Below are 24,121 nucleotides of genomic sequence, written 5' to 3' on the forward strand. Positions count from 1 at the left end.
TGACTCACCGCATCTGCCTGAACCGAGCGCTGCAAGCGCGCAGTGAGTTATGCGGCGTACCCCGCACGCGAGCACCGCAGGTTGCCCGCAGCGAAGCGAAGGGTCGCAGACAGTGGGGCGCACTTCTTTTGCCTACTTTTCTTGTGCGAGCAAGAAAAGTAGGTCGCCCGCCGGGGCGAAATCCCGGCCAGCAGCGCGACGAGGAGAGAGGACGCCAATGAACCTCTCCCGCCCCTTCATCCACCGCCCCGTCGCCACGGTGCTGCTCACCCTGGGCATCGCCCTGTCGGGTATCGTCGCCTACTTCCTGCTGCCGATCTCGCGCCTGCCGGCGATCGACTTTCCCTTCATCAGCGTCAACGCCAGCCTCTCCGGCGCCAGCCCGGCCGACATGGCGCGCGGCGTGGCGACGCCGCTGGAGCGCTACCTGGGCACCATCCCGGGCGTCAACGAGATGACCTCGTGGAGCAGCACGGGGCAGACCCGCGTGATGCTGCAGTTCGACCTGAACCGCAACATCGACTCCGCCGCGCGCGAGGTGCAGGCCGCCATCAACGCCGCCCGCGTCGACCTGCCGGCGACGCTGCGCAGCAACCCGACCTACCGCAAGCGCAACCCGGCGGCGCAGCCGTTCCTGATCCTGGCGCTGACCTCCGACACGCGCACGCCGGGCCAGATCTACGACGCCGTCAGCAACATCGTCAGCCAGCGGCTGGCGCAGGTGCCGGGTGTGGGCGACGTCGAGCTCGGCGGCGGCTCGCTGCCGGCGGTGCGCATCGAGCTGAATCCGTTCGCGCTGCACGAGCTGGGCGTCAGCAGCGAGGACGTGCGCGCCGCACTGCAGGCCAACAACGCCAACCGGCCCAAGGGCGTGGTGGAGGTGGGTGATGCCCAGGACGGTCGGGCACTGCAGGTGCTGACGCCGGCCCCCGGTCTGCGCGCCGCGAGCTACCGCGACCTGATCGTCGCCTCGCGCGGCGATGCGCAGGTGCGTCTGTCCGAGGTGGCGCGCGTGATCGACAGCGTGGAGGACACGCGCCGGCGCGGCATGTTCAACGGCAAGCCGGCGATCGTGGTCAACGTCACGCAGCAGCCGGGCGCCAACCTGATCGAGACCGCCGACGCCATCCTGGCGCTGCTGCCCGAGCTGCGCGCACAACTGCCGCAGGACATCGCGCTCGACGTCGCGATCGACCGCACCGGGACCATCCGCGCCTCGGTGCACGAGGTGCAGCTGACGCTGCTGATCTCGATCGTGCTGGTGGTGGTGGTGGTCGGGCTGTTCCTGCGCAAGCTGCGCTCGGCGCTGATTCCCGGCGTCGCCACGGTGGTGTCGCTGCTGGGCACCTTCGGGGTGATGTACGCGCTCGGCTACTCGCTCAACAACCTGACGCTGATGGCGCTGACGGTGGCCACCGGCTTCGTGGTCGACGATGCGATCGTGGTGCTGGAGAACATCTCGCGCCACCTGGAACGCGGGGTGCCGCGCCTGGAGGCGGCGCTGCGCGGCGCGCGCGAGGTCGGCTTCACGGTGCTGACCATCAGCCTGTCGCTGGTGGCGGTGTTCATCCCGATGCTGTTCATGGGCGGCGCGGTGGGGCGCATGTTCCGCGAGTTCGCGATGACGCTGTCGATCGCGGTGCTGATCTCGCTGGTGATCTCGCTGACCACCACGCCGATGATGTGCGCCATGCTGCTTAAGCCCGAACCGGCGGCGCGTGAGCGCCGCAGCCTGGCGCAGCGTGGCCGCGGCGCGCTGGCACGCGGACTGGCGCGGATGCAGGGCGCGCTCGAGCGCGGCTATGGCCACGCGCTCGACTGGTCGCTGGCGGCGCCCTGGACCGTGGTCGCGGTGCTGACGGTGGTGGTGGGGCTGAACGTCTACCTGTTCATGGCGGTGCCCAAGGGCTTCTTCCCGGAGCAGGACAACGGCCAGCTGCAGGGTGGCCTGCGTGCGGACCAGAGCATCTCGTCGAGCGCGCTGGCCGACAAGCTGCAGCAGGCGGTCGACATCGTGCGGCGCGACCCGGCGGTGGCCACCGTGGTCGGCTTCTCCGGCGGCGGTGGCGCCGGCGGCGGCTTCCTGTCGGCGGCGCTGAAGCCGGTGGCCGAGCGCACGGAATCGACGCGTGCGGTCATCAACCGGCTGCGCCCGCAATTGAACCAGATCACCGGACTGCGCGTGTTCCTGAATCCGGTGCAGGAACTGCGCATGGGGGGGCGCTCGAGCAACAGCAGCTACCAGTTCACGCTCAAGGCCGACAACCAGCAGGATCTGAAGACCTGGGTCAAGCGTCTGTCGGAGCAGATGAAGCTCGATCCGCGTCTGACCGATGTCGACGACGATCAGAGCGAGCACGGTGTCGAGACCTACATCGAGGTCGACCGCGACCGTGCCGCGCAGCTCGGCGTATCGACCAGCGCCATCAACAGCGCGCTCTACAACGCCTTCGGCCAGCGCAGCGTGGCCACCATGTACGCCGACATGAACCAGTACTCGGTGGTGATGGAATGGGCGCCCGAGTTCGCGCAGTCGCCAGTGACGCTGCGCGACGTCTACGTGCCGGCGGGGCGGGTGGCGACTGCGGCCCGTGATGCGGCCGGTGATGCGGGTGCCACCGGCAGCGTCACGGCCGCCGCTGCGATGCCGGCGAATCCGGCGCTGCGCAGTGCCTCCACCGGCCAGCCGCTGTCGGCGCAGCCGAGCCGCATGGTGCCGTTGTCGGCGTTTGCCAGCGTGCGTGAGCGCGCCGTGCCGACCTCGGTCTGGCACGATGGCGGCGAGCTGTCGAGCACGCTGTCCTTCAACCTGGCCGATGGCGTGTCGCTCGATGACGGCCGGCGCGCGGTGCGCGAGGCCGAGAACGCGATCGGGCTGCCCAACAACGTGCGTGGGCAGTTCAGCGGCGCGGCGGCCGAGGCGCAGAAGCAGCAGTCGGAGCAGCTGGTGCTGATCGTGGCCGCCATCGTGGTGATCTACATCGTGCTCGGCATCCTGTACGAGAGCCTGATCCACCCGGTCACGGTGCTGTCCACCTTGCCGGCGGCCGGCTTCGGCGCCGTGTTCGCGCTGCTGGCGATGCGCATGGAGTTCTCCATCATGGCGCTGATCGGCGTGTTCCTGCTGATCGGCATCGTCAAGAAGAACGGCATCCTGATCATCGACTTCGCGCTCGACGCCCAGCGCGCGCGTGGCTTGAGCGCGGCGCAGGCCGCGCGCGAGGCGGCGCTGCGGCGCTTCCGCCCGATCATGATGACCACGCTGGCCGCGGCGCTGGGCGCACTGCCGCTGGCGATCGGCTTCGGCGAAGGCGCCGCGCTGCGCCAGCCGCTCGGCGTCACCATCATCGGCGGCCTGATCGCCAGCCAGCTGCTGACGCTGCTGACCACGCCCGCGGTCTACGTGCTGCTCGACAAGCTGCGCCGCAAGCGCAGCTACGAGGCGCAGTTGGCGCGCGGAGTCGCCTGAATGCCGTCCATGAACACGAAGTCCCCCTACACCAGCACGACGGCCGGCGTGCACGAACGCCACGGTCGTGCGCGGCTGCTGATCAGCATCGCCGCAGCCAGCCTGCTGGCCGCCTGTTCCTTCGCGCCGACCACGCCGATGGAGCCGCTACCGGTGCCGCTGCACTGGAAGCACGCCGCGCCGGCCGAAGGCTGGGTCAGCGCAAGCCAGGCACGCGCCTGGTCGCAGGGCCAGTGGTGGCTGCTGTGGGACGACCCGGTGCTGCACCAACTGGTGCAGCGCGTCGAGCTCGACAACCAGAACCTGAAGCTGGCGGCCGCCAACGTGGCGCAGGCGCAGGCGCTGCTGCGCCAGCAGCGGGCCGAAGTGATGCCGCAGCTCGGCGGCCAACTCGGCCAGCAGCGCAGCGGCGGCGAGGATCGGCCGACGACCGGATCGGCCAGCCTCAGCGTCAATGCCAGCTGGGCGCCGGATCTGTGGGGCCGCATCCGCAACGCGGTCAGCGCGCAGGCCGCCAGCGTGCAGGCCAGCGAAGCCGACCTGGCCGCGGCGCGGCTGAACGCGCAGGCCAGCCTGGCCGAGGCCTACCTGGCGCTGCGCGCCGCCGATGCCGAGATCGCGCTGCTTCACGAAATCATCGCCGGCTACGAGCGCAGCGCCAGTATCACGCAGAACCGCTACGACGTCGGCGTGGTGCCGCGCACCGACACCTTGCAGGCGCAGGCCACGCTGCGCAACGCCCAGGCCACGCGCGTCGCGCTGCAGCGCAGCCGCGCCGGCTACGAGCACGCGATCGCGCTGCTGGTGGGCCAGGCGCCGGCCGGCTTCGTGCTGCCGGCCGCGCCCTGGGTCAGCGCCGCGCCGGCGGTACCGGCCGAGCTGCCCTCGCTGCTGCTGCTGCGCCGCCCCGACGTCGCCAGCGCCGAACGCGCGGTGACGGCGGCCAATGCGCAGATCGGCGTGGCGCGCAGCGCCTACTTTCCCAATCTCAGCCTCACCGCCAGCCTGGGCGCCGGCGGCGCGCACCTGGCCGACCTGGTGTCGGCGCCCAGCCTGCTGTGGTCGCTGGGCCTGGCGCTGGCGCAGAACATCTTCGACGCCGGCGCGCGCGATGCCCGCGTCGAGCAGGCCCTGGCCGCGCGCGAGGCCGCGGTGGCGCGCTACCGGCAGTCGGTGCTGACCGCCATGAAGGAGGTCGAGGATCAGCTCAGCGCGCTGGCCACGCTGGCGACGCAGACCGAGCACGCGCGCGTCGCCGCCGACGCCGCGGCACGCATCGAGCAGCAGCAGATGAACCGCTACCAGGCCGGCCTGAGTTCGTACACCGAAGTCGTGACCGCGCAGGCCAGCGCCTTGAGCGCGCGCCGCAACCTGCTGCAGCTGCAGCTGCAGCGCCAGCTGGCGGCGGTGGGACTGATCCAGGCCCTGGGCGGTGGCTGGCAGGCACCGTGGCCGCTGGCGCTATCGGAAGCCGGGGTCCACTGAGGGTCTGCACGCCAGCGCCCGGCACGCCGGGCCGGTTTCGGGTCCAATACGCGATTCACGAAGGAACCCCCATGCTGCTCGACGCCCAAGATTCCCAGCTGGTGCTGATCGACTTCCAGGCCCGCCTGATGCCGGCCATCCACGACGCGCCGGCGGTGCTGGCCAACGCCCGGCGGCTGGCGCAGATGGCCCGGCTGGTCGAGGTGCCGGTGTGGGCGACCGAACAGAATCCGGCCAAGCTGGGCGGCACCGACGAGGCGCTGGCGGCGCTGTGCGACCGCATCGTGCCGAAGATGGCATTCAGCGGCGCGCAGGAACTGCAGGCGCTGCTGGCACCCCCGGCGCCGGCGCCGCGCGGCAATGCGCGCAGCCTGCCCAAGCACCTGCAGAAGGCGCAGCCCGAGGCATCCGAACGCGCCACGGTGGTGATCGCCGGCTGCGAAACCCACGTCTGCCTGCTGCAGACCGCGCTGTCGCTGCTGGAAGCCGACTGGGACGTCTGGGTGGTGACGGATGCCTGCGGTTCGCGCACCGAGCGCAACCGCGATGCCGCCTACGACCGCCTGGCCGGCGCCGGCTGCGAACTGGTGACCACCGAAATGGTCGGCTTCGAGTGGCTGCGCGACTGCGAGCACCCGCAGTTCAAGGCGCTGCAGGCGCTGATCAAGTGAATTTCCATCCGCGCACCGGCCTGTCATGGCCGGGTTCGGGTTTTCTCCCGCACCATCACGCCCGCTTCAGGGCATAGTGCGTTCTGTCCAACAAGAACATCCGTGACGGCTGCCTGGCGGTCGTCAAGCACGGAGGTCAAGAAATCATGGTTTCAGCCAAGCAGCGGCGCCTGAGCCGCGACGCCACGCAACTTGCGGCCGCGGTGCCGCAGGTGATCGCGCACCGCGTGACCCGTACCCTGGCGCCGGGCGCGCTGCTCAACGGCCGCGACCAGCGCGAGATGGTGCTGATGAGCGCCGAGAAGGTGGCGGCGTTCTACGAATCCTGGGCCGCGATGTCGGCGCAGACCCTGGCCGCGCAGGGCCAGTTCACCATGTGGTGGATGCAGACCTGGTGGAAGGTGGCGCTGGGCGGCTGGATGAACCCGCCCACCTGGGGCCATCTGTCGTGGAGCGCGCAGCAGCGCCTGCTGAGTTCGATGCTGGACGTGACGCACCGCGGCATCGCGCCGGTGCGCCGCCGCGCGGTCGCCAACGCACGCCGGCTGAACCGCAGCGCACGCTGAGGGCGCCTCGGGCGCCGGTAACCCTGCACGGCGCGTTGGTTAGCGTCAGCTTGTCGCAAGACGTCCGTGACGATAATTAAGAATTCAGAAATCGGATGCCCGCCACCGCACGTGCCGGCGTGGCGGGCGTGGACCGCAGGCCAAGGAGACAAACATGACCAGCTACGACGAGTTCTATCGCCGCTCGATCGACGACCGCGACGCCTTCTGGGCCGACGAGGCCAAACTGATCGACTGGCAGACGCCGCCGCAGACCATCTGCGACTACAGCAATCCGCCGTTTGCCAACTGGTTCGTCGGTGGCACCACCAACCTGTGCCACAACGCCGTCGACCGGCACCTGAAGGACCGCGCCGATCAGCCGGCGCTGATCTTCGTCTCGACCGAAACCGACCAGGAGAAGGTCTACAGCTTCCGCGAACTGCACGCCGAGGTGCAGCGCATGGCCGCGGTGCTGCAGAGCCTGGGTGTCGGCAAGGGCGACCGGGTGCTGATCTACATGCCGATGATCGCCGAGGCGGCGTTCGCCATGCTGGCCTGCGTGCGCATCGGTGCGCTGCATTCGGTGGTGTTCGGCGGCTTCGCCTCCGGCTCGCTGGCCACCCGCATCGAGGACGCCGAGCCCAAGGTCGTCGTCAGCGCCGACGCCGGCTCGCGCGGCGGCAAGGCGGTGGCCTACAAGCCGCTCCTCGACGAGGCCATCAGGCTGTCCAAGCACAAGCCCGGTGCGGTGCTGCTGGTCGACCGCGGGCTGGTGCCGATGCAGCTGGTGGAAGGACGCGACCGCCTGTGGGCGGCCGAGCGCGAGCGGCACCTGCATGCCCAGGTGCCCTGCGAATGGGTCGACGCCACGCATCCCAGCTACACGCTCTACACCAGCGGCACCACCGGCAAGCCGAAGGGTGTGCAGCGCGATACCGGCGGCTACGCGGTGGCGCTGGCCTCGTCCATGAAGCGCATCTTCGACGGCCGCCCCGGCGAAACCTATTTCTCCACCAGCGACATCGGCTGGGTGGTGGGGCACAGCTACATCGTCTACGGCCCGCTGCTGGTCGGCATGGCGACCATCATGTACGAGGGCCTGCCGACCCGGCCCGACGGCGGCATCTGGTGGCAGCTGGTCGAGAAGTACAAGGTGACGGTGATGTTCAGCGCGCCGACCGCCATTCGTGTGCTGAAGAAGCAGGACCCGGCGTTGCTGACCAAGTACGACCTGTCCAGCCTGCGCACCCTGTTCCTGGCCGGCGAGCCGCTCGACGAGACCACCGCGCAGTGGATCAGCGGCGCGCTGCAAAAACCCATCATCGACAACTACTGGCAGACCGAGACCGGCTGGCCGATCCTCACCGTCTGCAACGGCGTCGAGCCGACGCCGACCAAGTTCGGCTCGCCCGGCAAGGCGGTTTACGGCTACAACGTCAAACTGCTCGACGACCAGACCGGTGCCGAGCTGACCGGCGCCAACCAGAAGGGCGTGGTCGCCATCGAGGGTCCGCTGCCGCCGGGCTGCCTGCAGACCGTGTGGCGCGACGATGCGCGCTTCGTCGACACCTACTGGTCGACGGTGTCGAACAAGCTGGTCTACAGCACCTTCGACTGGGGCATCCGCGACGAGGACGGCTACTACTTCATCCTCGGCCGCACCGACGACGTCATCAATGTCGCCGGTCACCGGCTCGGCACGCGCGAGATCGAGGAGGCGATCGCCAGCCACCCGAACGTCGCCGAAGTGGCGGTGGTCGGTGTCGCGGACCAGCTCAAGGGGCAGGTGGCGATGGCGTTTGCCGTGCTCAAGGATGCCAGCGTGCTGAACGACGAGCAGGCGCTGCTCAAGCTCGAGGGCGAAGTGATGAAGCTGGTCGATGGCTCGCTCGGCGCGGTCGCACGGCCGGCGCGCGTGCGCTTCGTCAACGTGCTGCCGAAGACCCGCTCCGGCAAGGTGCTGCGCCGCGCGGTGCAGGCGGTGTGCGAGGGGCGCGATCCGGGCGACCTGACCACCATGGAAGACCCGGCCGCGCTGCAGCAGATCAAGGACCTGGTGGCGGTTCCGGTCTGAACGGCGGCGCCGTGCCGCCCGATGCCGCGTCGTGGCTGCCGCCAACGTCAGGTGGCAGTCACGGTTCGGTGGCACAATCAATTCTGCGAAATTTCCCGGCCCTTCCCAGCCAGTCGCGTCCGCCAACCGGTTCAGCCGTGACGCGGAAGGTTTCACCACCAGCTCCAGCTCCCTGCAGGGGGGCGAAAGGTCAGCGCCAGTCATGAACGAGACGAAATCCGTCTACCAGACGTACCAGGGCAACACCTATCTCTTCGGCGGCAACGCGCCCTACGTCGAGGAGATGTACGAAAACTACCTCTCCAATCCCGGCAGCGTCCCCGATTCCTGGCGCGAATACTTCGACGCGCTGCAGAACGTGCCGGCCACCGACGGCAGCAACACGCGCGACGTGCCGCATCTGCCGGTCATCAACGCCTTCGCCGAGCGCGCCAAGGCCGGCGGCACCCAGGTGGTGGTGGCGTCCGGCGCCGACTCCGAACTGGGCCGCAAGCGCACCGCGGTTCAGCAGTTGATCGCGGCCTACCGCAACGTCGGCGCCCGCTGGGCCGACCTCGATCCGCTCAAGCGCGCCGAGCGCCCGCCGATTCCCGAACTGGAGCCGTCCTTCTACGGCTTCACCGACGCCGACATGGAAACGGTGTTCAACACCAGCAACACCTTCTTCGGCAAGGACACCATGACGCTGCGCGAGCTGCTGAACGCGCTGCGCGAGACCTACTGCGGCACCATCGGCGCCGAGTACATGTACGCCACCGACCAGGCCAAGAAGCGCTGGTGGCAGCAGAAGCTGGAGAGCGCGCGCACCAACCCGCAGCTCAATGCCGAGCAGAAGAAGCACGTGCTGGACCGGCTGACGGCGGCCGAGGGGCTGGAGCGCTTCCTGCACACCAAGTACGTCGGCCAGAAGCGCTTCTCGCTCGAGGGCGGCGAGAGCTTCATCGTCGCCATGGACGAACTGGTCAACCAGGCCGGCAAGGCCGGCGTGCAGGAGATCGTGATCGGCATGGCGCACCGTGGCCGCCTGAACGTGCTGGTCAACACGCTGGGCAAGATGCCGGCCACGCTGTTCGCCGAGTTCGACCACACGGCGCCGGAGGATCTGCCGGCTGGCGACGTGAAATACCACCAGGGTTTCAGTTCCGACGTGTCGACGCCGGGCGGCCCGGTGCACCTGAGCCTGGCCTTCAACCCTTCGCACCTGGAAATCGTCAACCCGGTGGTCGAGGGCAGCGTGCGCGCACGCCAGGACCGGCGTGGCGACGAGGAAGGCGATACCGTGCTGCCGGTGCTGGTGCACGGCGATGCGGCGTTCGCCGGCCAGGGCGTGGTGATGGAAACGCTGGCGCTGGCCGAGACGCGCGGCTACTACACCGGCGGCACGGTGCACATCGTCATCAACAACCAGATCGGCTTCACCACCAGCGACCCGCGCGACACGCGCTCCACGCTGTACTGCACCGACGTGGTGAAGATGATCGAGGCGCCGGTGCTGCACGTCAACGGCGACGATCCGGAAGCCGTGGTGCTGGCCACGCAACTGGCGCTGCAGTACCGCCAGGAGTTCAACAAGGACGTGGTGGTCGACATCGTGTGCTACCGCAAGCTCGGCCACAACGAGCAGGACACGCCGATGCTGACGCAGCCGCTGATGTACACCAAGATCGGCCAGCACCCCGGCACGCGCAAGCTGTACGGCGACAAGCTGGTCACCCAGGGCGTGCTGCCCGAGGGCGGCCCCGAGCAGATGGTGGCCACCTACCGCGCCGCCATGGACGCCGGCCGCCACACCGTCGACCCGGTGCTGACCAACTTCAAGAGCAAGTACGCCGTCGACTGGACGCCGTACCTCAACCAGAAGTGGACCGACGCCGCCGACACCGCCATCCCGCTGGCCGAGTGGAAGCGCCTGGCCGAGCGCATCACCACCGTGCCCGAGGGCTTCACGGTGCACACGCTGGTCAAGAAGGTGCTGGAAGACCGCGCCGCCATGGGCCGCGGCGACATCAACATCGACTGGGGCATGGGCGAGCACATGGCCTACGCCAGTCTGGTGGCCAGCGGCTACCCGGTGCGCCTGTCGGGCGAGGACTGCGGCCGCGGCACCTTCGTGCACCGCCATGCCGTGCTGCACGACCAGAAGCGCGAGAAGTGGGACGAAGGCAGCTATGTGCCGCTGCAGAACGTGGCCGACAACCAGGCGCCGTTCGTGGTCATCGACTCGATCCTGTCGGAGGAGGCGGTGCTCGGCTTCGAATACGGCTACGCCTCCAACGACCCCAACACGCTGGTGATCTGGGAGGCGCAGTTCGGCGACTTCGCCAACGGCGCGCAGGTGCTGATCGACCAGTTCATCGCCTCGGGCGAGGTCAAGTGGGGCCGCGTCAACGGGCTCACGCTGATGCTGCCGCACGGCTACGAGGGCCAGGGCCCCGAGCACTCGTCGGCGCGCCTGGAGCGCTTCATGCAGCTGTCGGCCGACACCAACATGCAGGTGGTGCAGCCGACCACGGCGAGCCAGATCTTCCACGTGCTGCGCCGCCAGATGATCCGCCCGCTGCGCAAGCCGCTGATCATCATGACGCCCAAGAGCCTGCTGCGCAACAAGGACGCCACCTCGCCGCTGGCCGAGTTCACCAAGGGCGGTTTCCAGACCGTGATCGCCGACCATGGCGAACTCAAGGTCGACAAGGTCAAGCGCGTCATCGTCTGCTCGGGCAAGGTGTATTACGACCTGGCCAAGAAGCGTGAGGAAAAAGGTGCCGACGACGTCGCCATCCTGCGCGTCGAGCAGCTCTACCCGTTCCCGCACAAGGCGTTTGCCGCCGAGCTGAAGAAGTACCCCCACGTGACGGACATCGTCTGGTGCCAGGACGAGCCGCAGAACCAGGGCGCCTGGTTCTTCGTGCAGCACTACATCCACGAGAACATGGCCGCGGGCCAAAAGCTCGGCTACGCCGGCCGTGCCGCCTCGGCCTCGCCGGCGGTGGGTTATGCGCACCTGCACCAGGAGCAGCAAAAGGCCTTGATCGACGCTGCCTTCGGTCGCCTGAAGGGATTCGTGCTGCAGAAATGACCGGGTCGGCACTGGGCGTTCGGCGTTGAGCGTCCAATGTCCACCAAGTTCAACGCCGATCCCTGAACACACTCATACAAGAACTGGAAAATTCAAAATGGCTATCGTCGAAGTCAAAGTTCCCGAACTGTCGGAGTCCGTGGCCGAGGCCACGCTGCTGCAGTGGAAGAAGAAGCCCGGTGAGGCTGTCAAGGTCGATGAGATCCTGATCGAGGTCGAGACCGACAAGGTGGTGCTCGAAGTGCCGGCGCCGGCCGGCGGCGTGCTGAGCGAGATCGTCGAGCCCGACGGCGCCACCGTGGTCGCCAGCCAACTGCTGGCCAGGATCGACACCGAGGCCGTCGCCGGTGCCGCCGCGCCTGCGCCCGCAGCTGCCGCGGCCGCGCCTGCCGCCAGCGCGGCTCCGGCAGCGGCCGCCGCACCCGCCACGGGTGGCAGCATGGCCGGTGTCGCCATGCCGGCCGCCGCCAAGCTGATGGCCGACAACCAGCTCACCGCCGGCAGCGTGCCCGGCACCGGCAAGGACGGCCGCGTCACCAAGGGCGACGTGCTGGCCGCCGTCGCCGGTGGCGGCGCCCAGGCGCCGGCCGCGATCCCGACCGGCGTGCCGACCAAGGCGCTGCCGCAGGTGGCTGGTCCGGCCACGCCCGATCTGGGTGACCGCCCTGAACAGCGCGTGCCGATGACGCGCCTGCGCGCCCGTATCGCCGAGCGCCTGCTGCAGTCGCAGGCCACCAACGCCATCCTGACCACGTTCAACGAAGTGAACATGCAGCCGGTGATGGACATGCGCAAGCGCTTCCAGGACAAGTTCGAGAAGGAGCACGGCGTCCGGCTCGGCTTCATGAGCTTCTTCGTCAAGGCGGCGGTGCATGCGCTGAAGAAATTCCCGGCCATCAACGCCAGCGTCGACGGCAACGACATCGTCTACCACGGCTATTTCGACATCGGCATCGCGGTCGGCTCGCCGCGCGGCCTGGTGGTGCCGATCCTGCGCAACGCCGACCAGATGAGCTTTGCCGACATCGAGAAGAAGATCGCCGAATACGGCAAGAAGGCCGCCGACGGCAAGCTCAGCATCGAGGAGATGACCGGCGGCACCTTCTCGATCAGCAACGGCGGCGTGTTCGGCTCCATGATGTCGACGCCGATCATCAACCCGCCGCAGTCGGCCATCCTGGGCGTGCACGCGACCAAGGAGCGTGCCATGGTCGAGAACGGCCAGGTGGTGGTGCGCCCGATGAACTACCTGGCGCTGAGCTACGACCACCGCATCATCGACGGCCGCGAGGCGGTGCTGGGTCTGGTGGCGATGAAGGACGCGCTGGAGGATCCGGCGCGCCTGCTGTTCGATATATAAGCAAGAGGAAAACACGGCCCACTTCGCGGGCCGTGTCCTCGTGGGCGGGCTTTGCCCGGTTGGAAGATATTCATCATGAGCAACAAACAATTCGATGTGGTCGTCATCGGCGCCGGCCCCGGCGGCTATATCGGCGCCATCCGCGCGGCGCAACTGGGCATGAGCGTCGCCTGCATCGACGAATGGAAGACCGCCGATGGCAAGCCGGCGCCAGGCGGCACCTGCACCAACGTCGGCTGCATCCCGTCCAAGGCGCTGCTGCAGAGCTCGGAGAACTACGAGCATGCCGGCAAGCACTTCGGCGAGCACGGCATCAGCGTCAGCGGCCTGAAGATGGACGTGGCCAAGATGATCGCCCGCAAGGACGCAGTCGTGAAGCAGAACAACGACGGCATCCTGTACCTGTTCAAGAAGAACAAGGTGACCTATTTCAACGGTCGCGGCAGCTTCGTCAAGGCGGTCGATGGCGGTTACGAGATCGCCGTCGCGGGCGACAAGCCCGAGACGCTGACGGCCAGGCAGGTCATCGTCGCCACCGGCTCCAGCGCGCGCGCGCTGCCCGGCGTGCCGTTCGACGAGCAGGTCATCCTCAGCAACGACGGCGCGCTGCGCATCGGTGCGGTGCCGAAGAAGCTGGGCCTGATCGGCTCCGGCGTGATCGGCCTGGAGATGGGCAGCGTGTGGCGCCGCGTGGGGGCCGACGTGACGGTGCTGGAGGCGCTGCCGACCTTCCTCGGCGCGGTCGACGAGCAGATTGCCAAGGAAGCCCGCAAGGCCTTCGACAAGCAGGGCCTGAAGATCGAGCTGGGCGTGAAGGTCGGCGAGGTCAAGGTCGGCAAGAAGGGCGTCAGCGTGGCCTACACCAACGCCAAGGGCGAGGCCGCGAGCCTGGAAGTCGACAAGCTGATCGTCTCGATCGGCCGCGTGCCGAACACCGAGGGTCTGAACCCCGAGGCCGTGGGCCTGAAGCTGGGCGAGCGCGGCGAGGTCGTGGTCGACGACGACTGCCGCACCAACCTGCCCGGCGTCTGGGCCGTCGGCGACGTGGTGCGCGGCCCGATGCTGGCGCACAAGGCCGAGGAAGAGGGCGTTGCCGTCGCCGAGCGCATCGCCGGCCAGCACGGGCATGCGGACTTCAACCTGGTGCCCTGGGTGATCTACACGAGTCCGGAGATCGCCTGGGTTGGCCGCACCGAGCAGCAGCTGAAAGCCGATGGCGTGAAATACAAGGCGGGCGTGTTCCCGTTCATGGCCAACGGCCGCGCGCGTGCGCTGGGTGACACCACCGGCATGGTCAAGTTCCTGGCCGATGCCACGACCGACGAGATCCTGGGCGTGCACATCGTCGGACCGATGGCCAGCGAGCTGATCGCCGAGGCCTGCGTGGCCATGGCCTTCCGCGCCTCGAGCGAGGACATCGCGCGCATCTGCCACGCGCACCCGAGCTTGAGCGAGTCGACCAAGGAAGCCGCGCTGGCGGTGGACAAGCGCACGCTGAATTTCTGAAAGCCGATCGGGCCGCCCGCGCCGCTTGGGGCGGTGCGCGGCCCTGGCGTGACCCGGTACCGGCAGATCCCTCTTGAGCAGCGTACGTCAGGCCTACGAGGCCGAGTTGAAGGCGCGGGGCTACCGCAGCGACCCGGCGCAGCTGCGCGCCGTCGCGGCGCTGCAGCGCTGCGCCGACGAGTGGGCGGCGTACAAGGTCAAGCGATCGAACGCCTTCAAGAAGCTGATCAGCCACCCGCCGATTCCCAAGGGCGTCTACATGTACGGCGGCGTCGGCCGGGGCAAGAGCTTCCTGATGGATTGCTTCTTCAACGCCGTGCCGATCCGCCGCAAGGTGCGGCTGCACTTCCACGAATTCATGCGCGAGGTGCACCGCGAGCTGGCCGGCCTGCAGGGCACGGTGAATCCGCTCGACGAGCTCGGCAAGCGCATGGCGGCCAAGTTCAAGCTGATCTGCTTCGACGAGTTCCACGTCGCCGACATTACCGACGCCATGATCCTGCACCGCCTGCTGGTGGCGCTGTTCGAGCATGGCGTGGGCTTCGTCACCACCAGCAACTTCAAGCCCGACGAGCTGTATCCGGGCGGCCTGCACCGCGACCGCATCCTGCCCGCCATCGAACTGCTGAACGCGCGCATGGAGGTGGTCAACGTCGACCATGGCGTCGACTACCGCCGACGCACGCTGGAGCAGGTGCAGCTGTACCACCAGCCGCTGGGCGCGCGCGCCGACGCGGCCATGACCGAGGCGTTCAACCAGCTCGCCGCGATCCAGGACGAGGATCCCGTCCTGCACATCGAATCGCGCCAGATCCGCGCCCGGCGCCGCGCCGGCGGCGTGGTCTGGTTCGATTTCAGGGAGCTGTGCGGCGGCCCGCGCTCGCAGAACGACTACCTGGAGATCGCCAGCCAGTTCCACACCGTGCTGCTGTCCGACGTGCCACAGATGTTCGTGCGTCACGCGTCCGAAGCGCGCCGCTTCACCTGGCTGGTCGACGTGCTGTACGACCGGCACTGCCAGTTCATGCTGTCGGCCGCCGTGCCGCCCGAGCAGCTCTACACCGAGGGCCCGCTGGCGCACGAGTTTCCGCGCACCGTGTCGCGCCTGACCGAGATGCAGTCGGCCGAATACCTTGCGCTGGAGCATCGCACCGTCGATACTCAGCTGACGTGATCCATCGGCCTGTCCTCATCCTGCTGGCGAGCGTGCTCGCCGCCTGCGCGCCGCTGCACAGCGCCGAGCAGCGCGCGCAGGCCGAAGCACAGGCCGAGCAGGCGGCGCAGCTGCTGCGCGCCGAGGCACCGGTGAGCAGCGCGGCACTGGCACGCTGGCTGATGCAGCAGCGCGCGCGCGTCGCACAGGCGCGCAGCGTCGCCCAGACCCGCTACGAAACCGAGGAAACGGCCTGCTGGCGCCGTTTCGCCGTCAACGACTGCCTGCGCAGCGCGCGGCTGGAGCGGCGCGCCGCGCTGAGCGAGTTGCGCCAGCAGGAACTGACGCTGAACGAGATCGAGCGCCAGCGCCGCACCGCCGAGCGCCTGCGCCAGCTGGACGAGAAGCAGCAGCGCGCGACCGGGCGCTGAGCCGGTTTCCGCCGTGATGCCCGCAGTGGACAACAACCTGCATTCCCCCGAGCGCCAGCTGATCGACCTGCGCATCGAGCATGCCGGCCTCGATGCGCGCATCGACCGCCTGGCCGAGCAGTCGCCGCTCGACCAGCTGCTGCTGCAGCGCCTGAAGAAGCGCCGGCTGGCGCTGCGTGACCGCATCGCCCGGCTGGAAGCGGCGCTGGACCCCAAGCAGCCGGCATGACGGCCTTGCAGCGCGCGGTGCAGGCGGCCTTCGACGCCGGCGGCCCGTTGGCGCGGACCAGTGAGCTGTTCCATCCGCGCGCCGGCCAGACGCAGCTGGCGCTGGCGGTGGCCAAAGCGGTCGAGGACGGCGGCGTGCTGGTGGCCGAGGCGGCCACGGGCGTCGGCAAGACCTTCGCCTACCTGGTGCCGGCCCTGCTTTCGGGCGAACGCGTGCTGCTGTCGACCGCCACCAAGACCCTGCAGGATCAGCTGTTCGGGCGCGACCTGCCACAGCTGGCGCAGGCGCTCGGCCTGCCGCTGCGCATGGCGCTGCTGAAGGGGCGCAGCAGCTACCTGTGCCTGCACCGGCTCGGCCTGGCGCGCCAGTCGCCGGACGCGCAGGAGCCGCGCGTGCGCCAGGCGCTGGCCAAGGTGGAGCGCTGGGCGCAGACCACGCGCACTGGCGATCTGGCCGAGCTGACGGGGCTGGATGAGCGCTCGCCGGTGATCCCGCTGGTCACGTCAACGCGCGAGAACTGCCTCGGCGCCGACTGCCCGCATTTCCGTGAATGCCACGTCAACCTGGCGCGGCGCCAGGCGATGGCGGCCGACGTGGTGGTGATCAACCACCACCTGTTCTTCGCCGACCTGGCGATCCGCGAGTCGGGCATGGCCGAGTTGCTGCCGACGGTGCGCGTGGTGGTGTTCGACGAGGCGCATTCGCTCAACGAGACCGGAATCCAGTTTCTTGGCCAGCAGCTGGCGACCGGGCAGCTGCTGGACTTCACGCGCGACCTGCTGGCCGTCGGCCTGCAGCAGGCCCGCGGGCTGGTCGACTGGACGGCGCTGGCCGGCGCGCTGGAGCAGGCCACGCGTGAGCTGCGCCTGACGGCGAGCGCGACCCGCGGATCGGTCCGGCTGCGCTGGGTCGACGCGGCGCCCGAAGGCGTCGATGCACACGCGTGGCAGCGCAGCCTGGCCCGGATCGACGAGGCGCTCGGCGCCACGGCGGCGGCGCTGGACACGGTGAGCGAGCTGGCGCCCGACTTCGTGCGGCTGCGCGAACGTGCGCTGCTGCTGGCCGAACGTGCCGAGCGCTTCGCCGTGGCCTGCGAGCCGGCGCTGGTGCGCTGGGTCGAGGTCGGCACCGGCCTGCGCCTGATCGAATCACCGCTCGACATCGCCGACGCCGTGCGCACGCGCCTGCTGGCGGCGCCCGACGCCGAGGAGCGCTCGCGCGCCTGGGTGTTCGTCTCAGCCACGCTGGGCGATGACGCGCGCCTCTCCTGGTTCACCGAGCCCTGCGGCCTGCAGGATGCCGAGGTGCTGCGCATCGGCAGCCCGTTCGACTACGCACGCCAGGCCGCGCTCTACGTGCCGGCGCAGATCGTGCGGCCGGGCGACCCGGCGCACAGCGGCCAGGTCGCGCAGCTGGCCGGCGATGCGGCCGTGCGCCTGGGCGGCCGCACCCTGGTGCTGACCACCACGCTGCGCGCGCTGCGCCACATCGGCGAGGTGCTGGCCGAGCGCTTCGGGCCGGGTTCGGGGCTGGAGGTGCTGGTGCAGGGCCAGTTGCCCAAGCGCGTGCTGATGGAGCGCTTCCGGCAGGGCAGCACAGGGGGGCAGCCAGGCTGTGTGCTGGTGGCGTCGGCCTCGTTCTGGGAGGGCATCGACATGCCCGGCGAGGCGCTGCAGCTGGTGCTGATCGACAAGCTGCCGTTCCCGCCGCCGGGCGACCCGCTGGTCGAGGCACGCTGCCGCCGCCTCGAATCCGAGGGCCGCAGCGCGTTCTCGGGTTACTCGGTGCCCGAAGCCGCCGTCGCGCTCAAGCAGGGCGCCGGCCGCCTGATCCGGCGTGAAACCGACACCGGCCTGCTGGTGATCTGCGACACCCGCCTGATCCAGATGGGCTACGGCAAGCGCCTGCTGGCCGCGCTGCCGCCGATGCGGCGCCTGGGCACGGAGGCGGAATTCGATGCGGCGCTGACGGCGCTGCTCGACGCTTCACCAGCGCAAGACGAAACGGTCGAGTAAACCAGGATCGAACGGCCGCGGAGCAGGCCAGTCCAGCGAACGCCGCGGACGGACCTGCGCCGGCCGCTGGCGTTGTCTCCCTTTGCGCAGCAAGAAGGGGGAAGCCGCGTCAGCGGCACAGGGGGATGCTCCGAATTCTGGGGAAGCGCCGTCAGGCGCTCAGGGGGTTGTCACCAAAGCTGCCACCACGGCTTGTCCGGCCCCCGGAAGCCGCGCGCCAGGTACTGGCTGTTGGGGTAGTTCTGGTCAAGCACGCGCCGGGCATCGTCGCGCAAGGCGGTCATCTCCAGCTTGTCGTAGGACTGCACCAGGATGTAGAGCGCCTCTTCAAGCGCCGGCGCGTCGCGGTAGTCGGCGATCGCCTGTTGCGCCCGGCTGATGGCGGCCACGTAGGCGCCGCGCGTGTAGTAGTAGCGCGCCACGTGGACGTCGTACTGCGCCAGCGCGTTCACCGTGTAGCGCATGCGCGCACGCGCATCCGGTGCGTAGCGCGAATCCGGGAAGCGCTTGACCAGTTCGTCGAAGGACTCGAAGGCCTCCTTGGCGGCCTTCTGGTCGCGCTCCGACAGATCCTGGCGCGCCAGGAAGGAGAACAGCCCCAACTCGTCGTTGAAGTTGATCACGCCCTTCATGTAGAGCGCATAGTCGATCGCCGGGCTAGCCGGGTGCAGGCGCATGAAGCGGTCCAGCGTGGCCAGGGCCTCGGCCTTCTGGCCGTCCTTGAACTGGGCGTAGGCCTTGTCGAGCTGCGCCTGCTGCGCCAGCGGTGTGCCGGCGGCGCGGCCTTCCAGCGCCTCGTAGAGCGGGATCGCCTTGTCGAAGGCGCCCGAGTTCAACTCGTCCCTGGCTTCGGCGTGGATCCGGTTGGGGCTCCAGCCGGCGGTCTTGTCCACCGGCTTGGATGAGCAGGCCGACAGCAGCGCCGCCAGCAGCAGCGCGGCGGCACCAGCGGCCGATAATCGGGCACCTCGCATCAGTGGCAAACCTCTTGAGTCAAGCTCGTCCGATTATATCGACCACCCCCCTGCCCGACGCCGGGGTGGCGGCGGCCTGGGAGGCCGACGAGGAGGGGCTGGAGCCCACGCCGGCGGCCGAGCTGCGCAGCCTGGTGGTGCCGGCCGAGCTGCACGGCACGCGGCTCGATCGCGCCCTGGCCAGCCTGGTGCCCGAGTTCTCGCGCAGCTATCTCAGCCAACTGGTGGGCGATGGCGCCGCGCGCGTCAACGGCACGGCGGCGGGCAAGCCGGCGCAGAAGGTGCGCGCCGGCGATGAGCTGCTGATCGAGCTGCGGCCGACACCGATGAGCCAGGCCTTCGTGCCGCAGGCCATGCCGCTCGATCTCGTGTACGAGGACGAGCACCTGGCCGTGATCAACAAGCCGGCCGGCCTGGTGGTGCATCCGGCGCCGGGCCACTGGAGCGGCACCCTGCTGAACGCGCTGCTGGCGCAGGGCGAGTGGGCGGCGCGGCTGCCGCGCGCAGGCATCGTGCACCGGCTCGACAAGGACACCAGCGGCCTGCTGGTGGTGGCGCGCACGCGCCCGGCCATGGATGCGCTGGTGGCGCGCATTGCGGAGCGGCGGGTCGCACGCGAGTACCTGGCGCTGGCGCACCGGCGCTGGACCGGTCCGGCCGAGCGCGTGGTGGATGCCGCCATCGGGCGCGATCCGCGCAACCGGCTGCGCATGGCGGTGGTCGATCTGCAGCGCCACCCGGGCAAGCCGGCGCAGACCAGCGTCGCGCTGCTGGGCAACGCCGAGCAGGGCTGCCTGCTGCACTGCCGCCTGCATACCGGCCGCACGCACCAGATCCGCGTGCACCTGGCGCAGCTGGGGCATCCGCTCGTCGCCGACGTACTGTACGGAGGCACACCGGCGGCCGGTATGACGCGCCAGGCCTTGCACGCGTGCCGGCTGGCGTTCGAGCACCCGGTGAGCGGGGTCGCGCTGGATTTCCAGGCGCCGCCGCCGGCCGATCTGGCGGCGGCGCTGCAGGCCTGGGGGCTTACAATCCCAAATGGCGGAATGACCCGCGCGGCCTGAGGCCGGGCGGCAGCAAGGGCGGCCAACCAGATCGGTACCCAGCCATTCCGCCATTGCAGCCGCGTGCGCGGCGTTCCGATTTCGTCGTGGGGTCAGGACGGCTGACCGGCCACCCCGCAGGCCACATCCCTTTGCATCGCCCGACGCCGTGAATTCAACGGAAGCCAAGCGCATCCTCGAAACCGCGCTGATCTGTGCCCAGCAGCCCATGCCCGTGCGCGAGCTGCGCGTGCTGTTCGCCGACCAGCTTGGCGCCGACACCGTCAAGAACCTGCTGCTCGAGCTGCAGGACGAGTGGACGCAGCGCGGCGTCGAACTGGTGCAGGTGGCCAGCGGCTGGCGCTTCCAGAGCCGACCCGAGATGCGTGAGTATCTGGACCGCCTGCACCCCGAGAAGCCGCCGCGCTACACCCGCGCGACGCTGGAAACCCTGGCCATCATCGCCTACCGCCAGCCGGTGACGCGCGGCGACATCGAGGACATCCGCGGCGTCACCGTCAATTCGCAGCTGATCAAGCAGCTGGAGGACCGCGGCTGGGTCGAGGTCATCGGCCACCGCGAGACCGTGGGTCGCCCCGGCCTGTACGCCACCACGCGCCAGTTCCTGGACGATCTGGGGCTGGAATCGCTCGACCAGCTGCCGGCGCTCGAATCGGCCTCGGAGCAGGCTGCCAGCATGTTCGAGACGCTGGGTCCGGTGGCGAGTGAGCCGGCAGACGCTGACCCAGGTGTCGATGAACCGGCTGTGGACGCGCCGGCCAGCGGCGCCGCAGGCGATCAGGCATTGCAGCCCGAGCGCGACACAGCCGAGCCGCCGCCAGCAGTGGCCGAGCCGGCGGCAGCGATCGATGAGATACCGGAGGCCACCGGCATTCGCCTCGCCAGCGACGATGCCGTTACGGCCGACGCCGATGCTGCCGACGCCACGACGGCGGCGCTGCCCGTGGAAGCCGCCGCCACATCACGGGCCCTGGCCGACCCACCACCACCCGACCCCGACATGCCATGAACGCCGACGAGCCGACCGCGCCGCAGCCCGCAGCACCCACCGACGAACCGATCCCGGCCACTGTGCCGCCGTCGCCCGACGAGCAGTTGCCGGAAGCCGCGCCGGGCGCGGATGAATCGGCGCCGGCGGCCGAGGCTGGCCCAGCCACCGGCGCGTCAGAAGCCGAGCAGCCGGTCGGCTTCGACGACCTGGTCTCCGGCCGCTTCGACAGCGACGCCGAGGCCGCGCCGACTGCCCCTCCCAAGCGCGTGCTGCTGCCGCAGCCCGAGCAGCCGAAGCTGCACAAGGTGCTGGCCCAGGCCGGCCTGGGCTCGCGACTGGAGATGGAGCAACTGATCCTGCAAGGGCGCATCTCGGTCAACAACCAGCCGGCCCACATCGGCCAGCGCATCCAGTTCGGCGACCAGGTCAGGATCAACGGCAGGCCGATCAAGCTGCGCATCGCACCGCCGCCGGCGCGCGTGCTGGCCTACCACAAGCCGGCCGGCGAGGTGGTCACGCACGACGACCCGCAGAACCGCCCGACCGTGTTCCGCAAGCTGCCGCGCCTGCAGCAGGGCAAGTGGCAGTCGGTCGGCCGGCTCGACCTGAACACCGAGGGCCTGCTGCTGTTCACCAATTCGGGCGAGCTGGCCAACCGCCTGATGCACCCGCGCTTCGGCCTCGAGCGCGAATACGCGGTGCGTGTGCTGGGCGCGCTGACCGAGGAGAAGAAGCAGCAGTTGCTGGACGGCGTGGCGCTGGACGATGGGCTGGCGCAGTTCGGCTCGATCAAGGAAGAGGGCGACAGCGAAGGCGCCAACCAGTGGTACCGGGTGACCATCTCCGAGGGCCGCAACCGCGAGGTGCGGCGCATGATCGAATCGGTGGGCCACGCGGTCAGTCGGCTGATCCGCATCCGCTACGGCGCCATGATGCTGCCGCGCGGCTTGCGGCGCGGCATGTGGATGGAACTGGGCGAGCGCGACATCCGGGCGCTGGGCGAAGCCTCGGGCACACCGGAGCGGGTGCTGCGTGGCGCGCCCGAACCCCGGCCGCAGCCGCAGGACAAGCAGCGGCGCGGCCGCGGCGACCGCGCACGCGGCGCCGGGCCGCGACCCAATGTGTCGGGCGGCCGGCCGCAGGGCGACGGGCCGCGCCAGGCCACCGGCGGCCAGCGCCGCCGCGATGGCGGTGCCGGTGCGCAGCCGGATCCGATGAAGACCTCGCTCGGCTACATCGGTGCCGACAGCTATGCGCGCCAGCGCGCGCAGCGCGGTGCATCCGGTGGCCCCGGACGCGGCGGCCCGGGCGGCGGCAAGCGGCGCGGCGGCGGTTCGGGCGGCCGGCGCGGCTGACGCATCGACCTTCCAGGGCCGGCGCGCATCGAGGGCGCCGGTTAAAATCAATGGCTTTGCCTCGTGCGGCAAACGCCTTTCACATCAATCAGGAAAACCCACTCCATGGCTATCGAACGCACCCTCTCCATCATCAAGCCCGACGCCGTCGCCAAGAACGTGATCGGCCAGATCTACGCCCGCTTCGAAGGCGCAGGCCTGAAGATCATCGCCGCCAAGATGGCTCACCTGTCCGAGCGTGAGGCCGGCGAGTTCTACGCCGTGCACAAGGAGCGTCCCTTCTTCAAGGACCTGGTGTCCTTCATGACCTCCGGCCCGGTGATGATCCAGTGCCTGGAAGGCGAGAACGCCATCGCCAAGAACCGCGAGCTGATGGGCGCCACCGACCCCAAGAAGGCCGACAAGGGCACCATCCGCGCCGATTTCGCCGACTCGATCGACGCCAACGCCGTGCACGGCTCTGACGCGCCCGAGACGGCCGCCGTCGAAGTCGCGTTCTTCTTCCCCGGCCTGGCCATCTACAGCCGCTGATCGACGCTTGCCGGCGGCCTGGGCGCAGCGCATGACCACACCCGTCAACCTGCTCGACCTCGACCTGGAGGGCCTGGCCGCCTATTGCGAGTCGCTGGGTGAAAAGCGCTTCCGCGCCACCCAACTGTTTCGCTGGATCCACCAGCGCGGCGTGTCCGACTTCGACCGGATGAGCGATCTGGCCAGGTCGCTGCGCGAGAAGCTGGCCGGCCAGGCCGTGGTGGCGGCGCCGCCCGTGATGAGCCAGCACGAGTCGAAGGACGGCACCATCAAGTGGCTGTTCGACGTCGGCGGTGGCAATGCCATCGAGGCCGTCTTCATCCCCGAGGATGATAGGGGCACGCTGTGCGTGTCCTCGCAGGCCGGCTGCGCGGTCGGCTGCCGCTTCTGCTCGACCGGGCACCAGGGCTTCAGCCGCAACCTGACGACCGGCGAGATCGTCGCCCAGCTCTGGTTTGCCGAGCATTTCCTGCGCCAGCACCTCGGAACCGAGGAGAGGGTCATTTCCAACGTGGTGATGATGGGCATGGGCGAGCCGCTGCAGAACTACGACCGTCTGCTGCCGGCCTTGCGCGTGATGCTCGACGACCACGGCTACGGCCTGTCGCGCCGGCGCGTCACGGTATCGACCTCGGGCGTTGTGCCGATGATCGAGCGGCTGGCGCGCGACTGCCCGGTGGCGCTGGCGGTGTCGCTGCATGCGCCCACCGACGAATTGCGCGACCACTTGGTGCCGCTGAACCGCAAGTACCCGATCGACGAACTGCTGCGCAGTTGCATCGCCTACCTGGCGAGTGCGCCGCGCGACTTCATCACTTTCGAATACTGCCTGCTCGATGGCGTCAACGACGCGCCTGAGCAGGCCGAGGCGCTGGTCGAGCTGATGCGCCGCTACGCCGCCGACGGCCTGAAGGCCAAATTCAACCTGATTCCGTTCAACCCGTTCCCGCAGTCGGGCCTGAAGCGCTCGCCGATGGCGCGCGTGCAGGCCTTCGGCAAGCTGCTGAACGAGGCCGGCATCGTCACCACCGTGCGCAAGACGCGCGGCGACGACATCGACGCCGCCTGCGGCCAGTTGGCCGGCGACGTGCAGGACCGCACCCGCGTGCACGAGCGCATGGCGCGCCAGCGCACCGTGGTGCTGCACCCGGTGCGGCCGGCGTCCGGGCCGCGCTAGGAGGGTGAC

Annotated in this window: 18 protein-coding genes; 17 read left to right on the forward strand and 1 reads right to left on the reverse strand. The window is 69.5% G+C overall.

The genetic code is table 11. The features are described from left to right. Window positions 1-217: 217 nt before the first annotated feature. The 12 genes from PK606_RS03285 to yoaA all read left to right on the forward strand — a co-directional run bounded on the left by PK606_RS03285 (window position 218) and on the right by yoaA (window position 18,017). Entirely contained in the window at window positions 218-3,469 is a 3,252-nt protein-coding gene (locus PK606_RS03285) for an efflux RND transporter permease subunit (RefSeq protein WP_324560659.1), read from the forward strand. 9 nt (window positions 3,470-3,478) lie between these two features. After that, a complete protein-coding gene (locus PK606_RS03290; protein ID WP_324560662.1) occupies window positions 3,479-4,954 on the forward strand; it encodes an efflux transporter outer membrane subunit in 1,476 nt (491 codons plus the stop codon). A 71-nt stretch (window positions 4,955-5,025) separates the two neighbouring features. Next, entirely contained in the window at window positions 5,026-5,625 is a 600-nt protein-coding gene (locus PK606_RS03295) for an isochorismatase family protein (RefSeq protein ID WP_324560665.1), read from the forward strand. Between the two features lie 146 nt (window positions 5,626-5,771). Beyond that, window positions 5,772-6,191, forward strand: a complete 420-nt coding sequence (locus tag PK606_RS03300; protein ID WP_324560667.1) for a polyhydroxyalkanoate granule-associated phasin — start codon at window positions 5,772-5,774, stop codon at window positions 6,189-6,191. An 82-nt stretch (window positions 6,192-6,273) separates the two neighbouring features. Then, the gene (locus tag PK606_RS03305) at window positions 6,274-8,247 is read left to right on the forward strand and encodes a propionate--CoA ligase (protein WP_324560855.1); all 1,974 of its coding nucleotides are present in this window, start codon (window positions 6,274-6,276) and stop codon (window positions 8,245-8,247) included. Window positions 8,248-8,449: 202 nt separating this feature from the next. Beyond that, a complete protein-coding gene (locus PK606_RS03310) occupies window positions 8,450-11,323 on the forward strand; it encodes a 2-oxoglutarate dehydrogenase E1 component (protein ID WP_324560669.1) in 2,874 nt (957 codons plus the stop codon). 97 nt (window positions 11,324-11,420) lie between these two features. Then, window positions 11,421-12,683: a 2-oxoglutarate dehydrogenase complex dihydrolipoyllysine-residue succinyltransferase gene (odhB, locus tag PK606_RS03315; protein WP_324560672.1), complete on the forward strand. Its 1,263-nt coding sequence runs from the start codon at window positions 11,421-11,423 to the stop codon at window positions 12,681-12,683. A 75-nt stretch (window positions 12,684-12,758) separates the two neighbouring features. After that, window positions 12,759-14,189 (forward strand): dihydrolipoyl dehydrogenase, encoded by a 1,431-nt coding sequence (gene lpdA / locus PK606_RS03320; RefSeq protein ID WP_324560675.1) that lies wholly within the window; start codon window positions 12,759-12,761, stop codon window positions 14,187-14,189. 73 nt (window positions 14,190-14,262) lie between these two features. Beyond that, entirely contained in the window at window positions 14,263-15,363 is a 1,101-nt protein-coding gene (zapE, locus tag PK606_RS03325; protein ID WP_324560678.1) for a cell division protein ZapE, read from the forward strand. Then, complete coding sequence (locus tag PK606_RS03330; protein ID WP_324560681.1) at window positions 15,360-15,773, forward strand: hypothetical protein; 414 nt, start codon at window positions 15,360-15,362, stop codon at window positions 15,771-15,773. The genes zapE and PK606_RS03330 overlap by 4 nt, the downstream gene beginning before the upstream one ends. Before the next feature lie 25 nt (window positions 15,774-15,798). Next, window positions 15,799-16,002: a YdcH family protein gene (locus PK606_RS03335; RefSeq protein WP_324560856.1), complete on the forward strand. Its 204-nt coding sequence runs from the start codon at window positions 15,799-15,801 to the stop codon at window positions 16,000-16,002. Then, window positions 15,999-18,017: a DNA repair helicase YoaA gene (gene yoaA, locus PK606_RS03340; RefSeq protein ID WP_324560684.1), complete on the forward strand. Its 2,019-nt coding sequence runs from the start codon at window positions 15,999-16,001 to the stop codon at window positions 18,015-18,017. The genes PK606_RS03335 and yoaA overlap by 4 nt, the downstream gene beginning before the upstream one ends. Before the next feature lie 170 nt (window positions 18,018-18,187). Here the strand turns inward: yoaA and PK606_RS03345 are convergent, their stop codons facing one another. Next, window positions 18,188-18,991, reverse strand: coding sequence for an outer membrane protein assembly factor BamD (locus tag PK606_RS03345; protein WP_324560858.1), 804 nt, complete (start codon window positions 18,989-18,991; stop codon window positions 18,188-18,190). Between the two features lie 14 nt (window positions 18,992-19,005). Between PK606_RS03345 and PK606_RS03350 the strand changes: the two genes are divergently transcribed. The 5 genes from PK606_RS03350 to rlmN all read left to right on the forward strand — a co-directional run bounded on the left by PK606_RS03350 (window position 19,006) and on the right by rlmN (window position 24,112). Then, window positions 19,006-20,058 carry an RluA family pseudouridine synthase gene (locus tag PK606_RS03350; protein ID WP_502920779.1) on the forward strand — a complete coding sequence of 351 codons (1,053 nt, stop codon included), beginning with the start codon at window positions 19,006-19,008 and terminating at the stop codon, window positions 20,056-20,058. Between the two features lie 148 nt (window positions 20,059-20,206). Beyond that, entirely contained in the window at window positions 20,207-21,067 is an 861-nt protein-coding gene (scpB, locus tag PK606_RS03355) for an SMC-Scp complex subunit ScpB (protein ID WP_324560687.1), read from the forward strand. Further along, window positions 21,064-22,404 carry a pseudouridine synthase gene (locus PK606_RS03360; RefSeq protein ID WP_324560690.1) on the forward strand — a complete coding sequence of 447 codons (1,341 nt, stop codon included), beginning with the start codon at window positions 21,064-21,066 and terminating at the stop codon, window positions 22,402-22,404. The genes scpB and PK606_RS03360 overlap by 4 nt, the downstream gene beginning before the upstream one ends. 105 nt (window positions 22,405-22,509) lie before the next feature. Next, window positions 22,510-22,935: a nucleoside-diphosphate kinase gene (ndk, locus tag PK606_RS03365; RefSeq protein WP_324560693.1), complete on the forward strand. Its 426-nt coding sequence runs from the start codon at window positions 22,510-22,512 to the stop codon at window positions 22,933-22,935. Window positions 22,936-22,966: 31 nt separating this feature from the next. Beyond that, window positions 22,967-24,112 (forward strand): dual-specificity RNA methyltransferase RlmN, encoded by a 1,146-nt coding sequence (gene rlmN / locus PK606_RS03370; protein WP_324560696.1) that lies wholly within the window; start codon window positions 22,967-22,969, stop codon window positions 24,110-24,112. The last annotated feature ends 9 nt before the right edge of the window (window positions 24,113-24,121 follow it).

The organism is Ottowia sp. (assembly GCF_035444425.1).
Classification (GTDB): domain Bacteria; phylum Pseudomonadota; class Gammaproteobacteria; order Burkholderiales; family Burkholderiaceae_C; genus Ottowia.

Excerpts from the sequence above, each read along its gene's own strand:
- PK606_RS03285 (WP_324560659.1), top strand. The coding sequence starts at position 218 with ATGAACCTCTCCCGCCCCTTCATCCACCGCCCCGTCGCCACGGTGCTG.
- PK606_RS03290 (WP_324560662.1), top strand. The coding sequence starts at position 3,479 with ATGAACACGAAGTCCCCCTACACCAGCACGACGGCCGGCGTGCACGAA.
- PK606_RS03295 (WP_324560665.1), top strand. The coding sequence starts at position 5,026 with ATGCTGCTCGACGCCCAAGATTCCCAGCTGGTGCTGATCGACTTCCAG.
- PK606_RS03300 (WP_324560667.1), top strand. The coding sequence starts at position 5,772 with ATGGTTTCAGCCAAGCAGCGGCGCCTGAGCCGCGACGCCACGCAACTT.
- PK606_RS03310 (WP_324560669.1), top strand. The coding sequence starts at position 8,450 with ATGAACGAGACGAAATCCGTCTACCAGACGTACCAGGGCAACACCTAT.
- odhB (WP_324560672.1), top strand. The coding sequence starts at position 11,421 with ATGGCTATCGTCGAAGTCAAAGTTCCCGAACTGTCGGAGTCCGTGGCC.
- lpdA (WP_324560675.1), top strand. The coding sequence starts at position 12,759 with ATGAGCAACAAACAATTCGATGTGGTCGTCATCGGCGCCGGCCCCGGC.
- yoaA (WP_324560684.1), top strand. The coding sequence starts at position 15,999 with ATGACGGCCTTGCAGCGCGCGGTGCAGGCGGCCTTCGACGCCGGCGGC.
- PK606_RS03345 (WP_324560858.1), bottom strand. The coding sequence starts at position 18,991 with ATGCGAGGTGCCCGATTATCGGCCGCTGGTGCCGCCGCGCTGCTGCTG.
- PK606_RS03360 (WP_324560690.1), top strand. The coding sequence starts at position 21,064 with ATGAACGCCGACGAGCCGACCGCGCCGCAGCCCGCAGCACCCACCGAC.
- ndk (WP_324560693.1), top strand. The coding sequence starts at position 22,510 with ATGGCTATCGAACGCACCCTCTCCATCATCAAGCCCGACGCCGTCGCC.
- rlmN (WP_324560696.1), top strand. The coding sequence starts at position 22,967 with ATGACCACACCCGTCAACCTGCTCGACCTCGACCTGGAGGGCCTGGCC.